Source organism: Sphingomonas sp. 37zxx, from assembly GCF_000786205.1.
Lineage (GTDB): Bacteria > Pseudomonadota > Alphaproteobacteria > Sphingomonadales > Sphingomonadaceae > Sphingomonas.
On record NZ_JROH01000048.1, the window covers coordinates 20,951 to 27,676 of the forward strand.

Below are 6,726 nucleotides of genomic sequence, written 5' to 3' on the forward strand. Positions count from 1 at the left end.
CCCTTCACGACCATGCCGCCACCACGTCGCGACTGGCCGCCAGCAACGCGCAATTCTTGTAGAGCACCTGCAGCGAGTGGCGATGTAGTGCCGCGTCATAGGCGGCACAGGCATCGGCCACGATGAAGACGTGATAATCGAAATGAAACGCTGCCCGCGCAGTCTGGTCGACGCAGCAATCGGTACTGAACCCGGTGATCACCAGCGTGTCGATCCCGTGCGCGCGCAGTTGCGTGTCCAGGTCGGTTCCATGGAAACTGTTGAACATCAGCTTGTCGATCTCGATGTCGCCGGGCTCGGGATCGACGCCGTAATAGTCGGAGCCCCCGTCATCGATTCGGCAAATCGCTTCGCCGCCCGGCATCCCCTTGCGCATCATCAGTGTTTTCAGCGCGGTCGAATCGGTTTCGGGCTGGGTCACGACGCGCATGAACGCCGTGGTCACGCCAACCGACCGCGCCGCCGCGATCAGCGCCTGGATGTTGGCAAGCGCAGGCCCGACACTCGACAGATCGACACCGACCCGCCCCAGCAGCCCGAACGGTGCCGCGAAATCGATCTGTACGTCGACCACCACCAACGCGCTGCGGCCCGGCTCGAGCATCGAGCGCAGATCGGCCGCCGACGCGAGGGGAATCTCGGCGACGTCACCCATGGCTCGGCACCAACACCCGGCCCGGAAACCGCTCGCGCAGCGCCGGCAGCACTTCCTGGCCGAACAGCGGAACGCCGGTCAGGTAATCGGGGAAGATCAGCATCAGCCCATCGGTGCCCGACACGTCGAACAGGTCGGTCAGCTTGTCGATGACCGTGTCCACCGTCCCCAGCACATAGGGGGCCATGAAGGTCGAGCGCGCCTTTTCGACAAAGGCGTTTTCCTTCCCGCCCTGCTCGGTGTCGAAAAAGCCATAGGCGCGCAGCATTCCCTGCAGAGCCTGCTCGTCCAGCCCGGCGCGGAAATGGTCGGCGGTCGCCTGCGCCTCGGCGTCGGTATCGCCGAATACGATGGTCATCATCGAATAAGTGCGCATGAAGCGCCCCTGGCGCGCCGCGGTTTCCTTCGCCGCGCGGCTTGCTTCGCCCAATTTGACCGGATCCCCGCCAGACAGAAAGATCGCGTCCATCTCGTCGGCGGTGAACTGCATCCCCTTTGCCGATGTGCCGGCGCATACGGTGAAGGGCTGCCGCACCGGCTTGGGCCACGAGGTAGCATTTTCGAGCTGAAAATATTTGCCCTCCAGCGTGACCGAATCCTGCGTCCACAGCTGCTTGATCGCGCGGATCCATTCATAGGCCAGGTCGTAGCGGCCATCATGATCGACCCCCTCGGGCCACGCGCCGAACTGCGCGAACTCGCCTTGGTACGAACCTGTGACCAGGTTGAGACCGGCGCGGCCATCGCTGACCCGGTCCAGCGTGGCGATCATCTTGGCGGCAACACCGGGATTTTGCAGGATGGTATGGATCGTCGTCCACACCTTCACCCGGCTTGTCGCTTCGGCCAGCGCGGCCATGAGGACCACTGAATCGAGCGAGGATTCCCACTGGCGGATGTCGCCGCCATATCCTTTGAACTTCGCCATCGCCATGACGAAGTCGAGTCCCGCCGCCTCGGCGGCCACCGCAACCTTGCGATTATAGACATAGGATCCGTCGAGCGGCGGGGCGTTCTTCGACATGATCCACCCGCCATTGGCCATCGGCAGGAACACGCCGAGATCCTTGCCTCCGCCATCGGAAGGCAGATCGAACGCGGTCGGCATCGGCAAGGCTGTCATTCTGTAACTCCCCGGACTGGCAGCCAGTGTAGGCCAGCCCCGGCAGCTTTCTTGATCGGTTGCGCATATTCTGTTGGCTGGGCCGCCAGAACTGCCGCTACCGCTGCGCGCAGCGGCATTGCGGGCACCGCGCCTGTCGCTTGCGTACACAGCGCGGCAGCGGCATTGGCGAACGATACAGCCACGGCGACATCTTCCCCCTGCGCCACCAGCGCCGCCAGTGCGCCGCAAAAGCAATCACCCGCCCCAACAGTGTCGAACGGCGTCACCGCGATCGCGGGCACATGGACGTGGGCGTCGGCCCATACCGCCACCGCGCCGCCAGCGCCCAGCGTGACCACGACCACCTGTTCGGGCCGCACGATCCACATGCGCGCGGCGATGGCGATCGCTTCGGCATCGGTCGCCAAAGGCTCGCCTTGCCCATTCGGATTGGACAGGCGGACATAATCCGCCAGTTCATGCTGGTTGACGATCAGAATATCGCTCAGCGCGAACAGCCGCTCCACCGCCGCCGCGACAAACGGGGCTGCGTTCAGGATGCGCAAGCTCGATGTCGATGCGAACATCGCGGCAATCGTTTCGACCGGGATTTCGAGCTGCGCAAGGATGACGCGCGCCGCCGCCTGCTCAGGAGCCGGCGCCGCGACGAAAGCAGCGTTGGCACCCGGCGCGACCACGATCTGGTTTTCCCCCGCCGTATCGACCGCGATCATGGCCATCCCGGTCAGCTGGTTCGCGATGCGGCGCACGCCGGTCAGGTCGATGCCCTCCTCGGCCAGAATATCCAGCATCCAGTCGCCATCGGCGTCGTCGCCCACGCCGCCCGCCATCGCCACTCGCGCGCCCATCCGCGCGGCCGCTACCGCCTGATTGGCGCCCTTGCCGCCGGGCAGGCGCGCCAGGTCGGTGGCCAGCATCGTTTCGCCCGGCCCCGGCAGCCTTGCAACGCGCAGGATCACGTCGACATTGATCGAACCCAGCACCAGAATGTCCACTCGCCAACTCCTTCGCTGCGGTCGCACCGCCAGCCAAGCCCAGCCGCACCGACGGCGCAAGCGTGTCGGGGGCGGCGTGCGCCACCCGCCAAGTTTTCTGGCCCGCCCTGCCAAGCAGGCGGGCGAGAGCCACCCTATCGTTGCGCCTTCAGGTTGGAGGAACGGGTTGAAGAACTGGCTGATCACGGGCGTCAGCGGCGGGCTCGGCAGCGCGCTGGCGCAAGCCGCATTGGCACGCGGCGACCGCGTCGTCGGCACCGTGCGGCGCACCGTCGACGCATTTGCGTTTTCGGCGATAGCGCCTGGCCGATCGACCGGCATCGTCCTCGATCTGAGTGACCATGTGGCGATGCCCGCAGCCGTGGCGACCGCGCAGGCCACGCTCGGCGAAATTGACATCCTCGTCAACAATGCCGGCTACGGCATGGTTGGGGCCATCGAGGAAACCTCGATCGCGCAGGCCAAGGCACTATTCGACGTCAACCTGTTCGGCGCGATCGCTATGATCCAGGCGATGCTGCCCGCGATGCGCGCGCGCCGGGCCGGCCATATCGTCAACATCACGTCGCTCAGCGGCTTTGCCCCCTGGTGGGGAACCGGAGTGTACGGCGCGAGCAAATATGCGCTCGAATGCATCGGTCAGACGCTGGCGCAGGAGGTGGCCCCGCTTGGCATCCGGGTCACCAACGTCGCGCCCGGCGGGTTTCGTACCGGTTTCGCCGGCAAGCGCCTGGCCGAGGCGGAGGCGAGCATCACAGATTATGACGATGGCGCGCGCCAGTCGAAGCGCAGCCTGCTCGCCGGTCGCGGCAACGAGCGCGGTGATCCGGCAAAGGCCGCCGCCGCCATGCTGGCCGCGTTCGATGCCGCCGAACCGCCGCTGCACCTGTTCCTGGGCGAAGACTCGCTGTCTCATGCACGCGAGCATTTTGCACTGGTCGATGGCGAGATGCGGCGGTGGGAAGCGTTGTCGTGTTCCACCGGCTTCGCCGCCTGATCCCCTCGTTCCGGAGCCTTTCCAGGCATGTCTGATCGCATCCACATCCAGCCACTGACCCCGCATTTCGGCGCCGAAATTCACGGCATCGACCTGACCGCTCCGATCGATCCCGCTGCGGCGACGGCACTACGCCAGGCGCTGACCGATCATCTGGTGCTGTTCTTCCGCGACCAACCGATCGACTTTGCCGCGCACAAGGCGCTGGCGCGCGTATTCGGTGAAATCCATTTGGCCGCCGCCGCCGCCGCCTGGACCGTCCCCGGGCATCCCGAAGTGACGCGCATCCACGCCGATGCCGAATCTCGCTTCGTAGCGGGCGAAGATTGGCACTCGGACATGACCTGCGATCCCGAACCACCACTCGGCTCGATCCTGCACATGGTCGAAGTGCCGCCAACCGGCGGCGACACCGCCTTTTCGAACATGTTCCTGGCCTATCAGGGCCTGTCCGACCGGATGAAGGTGTATCTCGACGGGCTGACCGCGACGCATGATGCGGCGCGCGTGTTCGGGGCGATTGCGCCACCCGGCACCGTGTTCAACGTCTCGTCGCATCCGGTGATCCGCACCCACCCCGTCAGCCGCCGCAAGGCAATCTTCGTCAACAAGCAATTCACCGCCCGGATCGATGATCTGCCCAAGGACGAGAGCGCTGCCTTGCTCTCGTTTCTGGTCCAGCATGTGCAGCGACCCGAATATCAATGCCGCTTTCGCTGGCACGCGCACTCGATCGCCTTTTGGGACAATCGCGCGGTCCAGCATTCGGCGATCTGGGATTATTTCCCGCAGGTGCGTTCGGGATACCGGATCACGGTTCGGGGTGACCGCCCGTTCTGACTGCCCCCTTTTCTCTGGAGCTTGTTCATGTTGCCCGACAATCCTCGCATGCCTGCCTATGGCATCGATCCCCTGTTCGCCGCGCGTTGGTCACCCCGCGCATTCGACGGCAGCTCGATCGATCTCGAAGCGTTGCTGCCGCTGTTCGAAGCCGCGCGCTGGGCACCGTCGGCCTATAACGTCCAGCCATGGCGCTTCGTCTACGCGCTGCGCGACACCGACCAATGGGCGTCGCTCCTCGACACGCTGGTCCCCTTCAACCGATCCTGGGCCGCCAGCGCATCGGCACTGGTGTACATCGTATCGGACCGCTTCTCGCGCGACAGCGAAGGCCGCTCGAAGGGCGAATCCTACAGCCACTCATTCGATGCCGGCGCAGCCTGGGCACAATTGGCGCTGCAAGCCGTTCGAAACGGGCTTTTGGCGCATGCGATGACCGGCTTCGACCATGACGCGGCACGCGCCGCGCTGCGGCTTTCGCAAGACTATCGGATCGAAACAGCGGTAGCGATCGGGCGGGTCGCCGATCCGCGCACGCAGGAGGGAAGCCTTCGGGCGCTCAGCGGGCGTCGCCCGCTTGAGGAACTGGTCTATGAGGGAAACCTCGGCACCGATTGAACGGCATATGGTCGTTGATCGTCGCCGACCATAAGCGGTGCAGCATCAAGCACTCAGGCGATCAACCGCGGTACGGCGGCCGTCAGCACGTCGAACCGCGCATCAGGATGTTCCTCCAACCCCGCGCGTGGTGCCGTCCGCACTTGGACGACGCTGTTCTTGCCGAAATTGGCCACTACCGGACGATCGGTCTTGCTGCTCAGCCATAGCCGCAACAAATGGCGGCGGCGTTGCGGTTCGGGCCAGTCTTCGAACGACGTGCGCGCATGGAGCGCGGCATAGTTGGACAGCCACTGGATATCGCCCGGCCGAAAGTCCATCTCGATCGCCATGCCGGGCTCGTAGGTGATCTCGTCGAACAGGCGAAGCACCTCGATCTGGTCGGTCGTCAATTGCGGCACGCCGGGATATTCCTGCGCCGTCAGGATATAGAGCGACCCGGCATACATGCTGAACACGCCATCGACCATCGAGATGATCGGAGAGGTATAGGTATTGGCTGGTGCCTCGGAATCCTGTCGCCGCCAGTCCCAATGGAAGGATTGCAACAGCAACGGGGCCAGGTCCGGGCGGCGGCGCAGAATCTCGTTGTAGATTTCGGCACCCGACACCAGGCACGACAGGCCCCCCTCGCGGGCAGGTCGCAAGCACATCAGCGCGACGATATCCGAACTGTCCGAATGATAGACCAGCTTGTCGCGCACCTTTGACGAGCGCGCGGTGGGGTCATCCATCGTCTTGTCTGACGTGGCATAGACATGGTCGATTACGTCGCCCATCTCGTTTTGCCGGATGGGATCGCCCATGTGCAATCCCAGGACATAGTAAATCGCCGCCGACAGCGCATCCGAATAGAGATGCGTGCGCAATCCCCGAACCAGCACGAACCCGCGCCCGTAATCGACCGCCTGCCGCCAGGCGGCAACCGCTTCGGCGGTGGCGACCAGCGGATAGTCGCTGGCCTCGACGATCCGCAAATCGGAACTTGCCTCCACAAAGGCAGTGCCAAGACGCTCGAGTTCGTCGACCTGCGCCACCGAGAGCCGATAGATCCACTCGTCCCCACCGGCGAGGCGATCGCCCCGCCATGCCGCGGCCGTGCTGATCGGATGCAGGGTTTCAAGCACGCTCATCGCGGCACTCCAGTTCGAACAAGGGATCGTGGCTTCTTTCTACCAGGATCGCACTGCCGGACTTGATCATAGGTGCCGAAACCTTGGTTCGCTCACGAACCGAGCATTCTCGGTTGCCGCTCATCATCCGGGCGAGCGCTAAGGATCTCGCTCGCCCGCCCCTCAATTGCGGACGGCGCTGGCGGCGAATGACATCGCCTTGCCATGTGGTTCGCGAACCTGATCCACCGATCATCCTTGTCCAGGATTCGGACGTCGGGAGCCGATGCTGTTAAAAGGGTCATTACGGGGGAAAGGTGTAACTGTATGTACGAACAGACAGATGCGCCAGAGAGGTGGTTCGGGGAATTTGAACAGCGGGG

At 64.3% G+C, this 6,726-nt stretch carries 7 protein-coding genes; 3 read left to right on the plus strand and 4 right to left on the minus strand.

Translation table 11 applies throughout. The features are described 5' to 3' along the window. Positions 1-4 precede the first annotated feature (4 nt). Genes QU44_RS14390 through QU44_RS14400 form a run of 3 tightly spaced genes read right to left on the minus strand, consistent with a single transcriptional unit; the run spans position 5 to position 2,776 of the window. Positions 5-655 (minus strand): cysteine hydrolase family protein, encoded by a 651-nt coding sequence (locus tag QU44_RS14390; protein WP_033923062.1) that lies wholly within the window; start codon positions 653-655, stop codon positions 5-7. Continuing rightward, entirely contained in the window at positions 648-1,778 is a 1,131-nt protein-coding gene (locus tag QU44_RS14395) for an LLM class flavin-dependent oxidoreductase (RefSeq protein WP_033923063.1), read from the minus strand. The genes QU44_RS14390 and QU44_RS14395 overlap by 8 nt, the downstream gene beginning before the upstream one ends. Further along, positions 1,775-2,776: a ribokinase gene (locus QU44_RS14400; protein ID WP_033923064.1), complete on the minus strand. Its 1,002-nt coding sequence runs from the start codon at positions 2,774-2,776 to the stop codon at positions 1,775-1,777. The genes QU44_RS14395 and QU44_RS14400 overlap by 4 nt, the downstream gene beginning before the upstream one ends. Before the next feature lie 166 nt (positions 2,777-2,942). On the opposite strand from QU44_RS14400, the gene QU44_RS14405 reads away from it, so the two are divergent. From QU44_RS14405 to QU44_RS14415, 3 genes are read left to right on the plus strand one after another with little or no spacing between them, the layout of a single operon-like run. Then, a complete protein-coding gene (locus QU44_RS14405; protein WP_033923065.1) occupies positions 2,943-3,773 on the plus strand; it encodes an oxidoreductase in 831 nt (276 codons plus the stop codon). Positions 3,774-3,800: 27 nt separating this feature from the next. After that, the gene (locus tag QU44_RS14410; RefSeq protein WP_033923066.1) at positions 3,801-4,613 is read left to right on the plus strand and encodes a TauD/TfdA dioxygenase family protein; all 813 of its coding nucleotides are present in this window, start codon (positions 3,801-3,803) and stop codon (positions 4,611-4,613) included. Positions 4,614-4,643: 30 nt separating this feature from the next. Further along, on the plus strand, positions 4,644-5,231 hold the full coding sequence (locus tag QU44_RS14415; protein WP_231621757.1) for a nitroreductase family protein: 588 nt from the start codon (positions 4,644-4,646) through the stop codon (positions 5,229-5,231). Between the two features lie 53 nt (positions 5,232-5,284). On the opposite strand, the gene QU44_RS14420 is transcribed toward QU44_RS14415, so the two are convergent. Beyond that, on the minus strand, positions 5,285-6,364 hold the full coding sequence (locus tag QU44_RS14420) for a TauD/TfdA family dioxygenase (RefSeq protein WP_033923067.1): 1,080 nt from the start codon (positions 6,362-6,364) through the stop codon (positions 5,285-5,287). Positions 6,365-6,726: the final 362 nt, after the last annotated feature.

Coding starts and splice junctions, on each gene's coding strand:
- QU44_RS14390 (WP_033923062.1), bottom strand. CDS start 655: ATGGGTGACGTCGCCGAGATTCCCCTCGCGTCGGCGGCCGATCTGCGC.
- QU44_RS14395 (WP_033923063.1), bottom strand. CDS start 1,778: ATGACAGCCTTGCCGATGCCGACCGCGTTCGATCTGCCTTCCGATGGC.
- QU44_RS14410 (WP_033923066.1), top strand. CDS start 3,801: ATGTCTGATCGCATCCACATCCAGCCACTGACCCCGCATTTCGGCGCC.
- QU44_RS14420 (WP_033923067.1), bottom strand. CDS start 6,364: ATGAGCGTGCTTGAAACCCTGCATCCGATCAGCACGGCCGCGGCATGG.